Source organism: Streptomyces sp. NRRL WC-3549 (genome assembly GCF_000721935.1).
GTDB lineage: Bacteria > Actinomycetota > Actinomycetes > Streptomycetales > Streptomycetaceae > Streptomyces.
Genome location: NZ_KL585427.1, coordinates 27,856 through 28,484, shown reverse-complemented (window position 1 = coordinate 28,484; position 629 = coordinate 27,856). Strand labels below are relative to the sequence as shown.

The window sequence follows — 629 nt, the reverse complement described above, 5'->3', positions numbered from 1 at the left end:
GAGATGTGTATAAGAGACAGCCTCCGCCCTGTCCGGCGGCGAGCTCTACCTCGGCGGCGGTACGCCGGTGCAGCACGCCTGCGGCTTCGAGGACAGCGCCGACGAGATGTTCGCCTACCTCGCCGCCGCGCTGGGCCCGCACGCCGACGAGGAGAAGCTGCGCCTGTACTGCGACGGCAGCACCGAGCACTTCCAGTGGTTCGTGGACCGCGGGCTGACCTTCGAGCCGACGCTGTGGGACAGACCGACCTGGATGCCGACCACCAGGGACGGCCTCATGTGGCTGGGCGAGAACGCCTGGCCGTACAACGAGATCGCCCGCCCCGCACCGCGCGGCCACCGCTGTGCCTGTCTCTTATACACATCCAAGCTGGTCGCCGCCGCCGAGGGCGCCGGAGCCGCCGTACACCCCGACACCCTGGCCACCGCACTCGTCGTGGACGGCACCGGCCGGGTCGTCGGGGTCAGGGCGCGCCGCCACGGCCGGGACCTGGCCTACCGGGCCCGCAAGGCGGTCGTCCTGACCACCGGCGGCTTCGCGGACAACGAGGAGATGCTCGCCGACCACGCCCCGCACCTCCTCGGCCACGGGAAGGTCAGCGACGGCCTCGACGACGGCAGCGGCATCC

Annotated in this window: 1 protein-coding gene; it reads left to right on the top strand. The window is 71.9% G+C overall.

The genetic code is table 11. The features are described 5' to 3' along the window. Positions 1 to 67: 67 nt before the first annotated feature. The coding region (locus IH13_RS0129190) for an FAD-binding protein (protein WP_234433432.1) at positions 68 to 629 on the top strand (562 nt) is incomplete at its 3' end.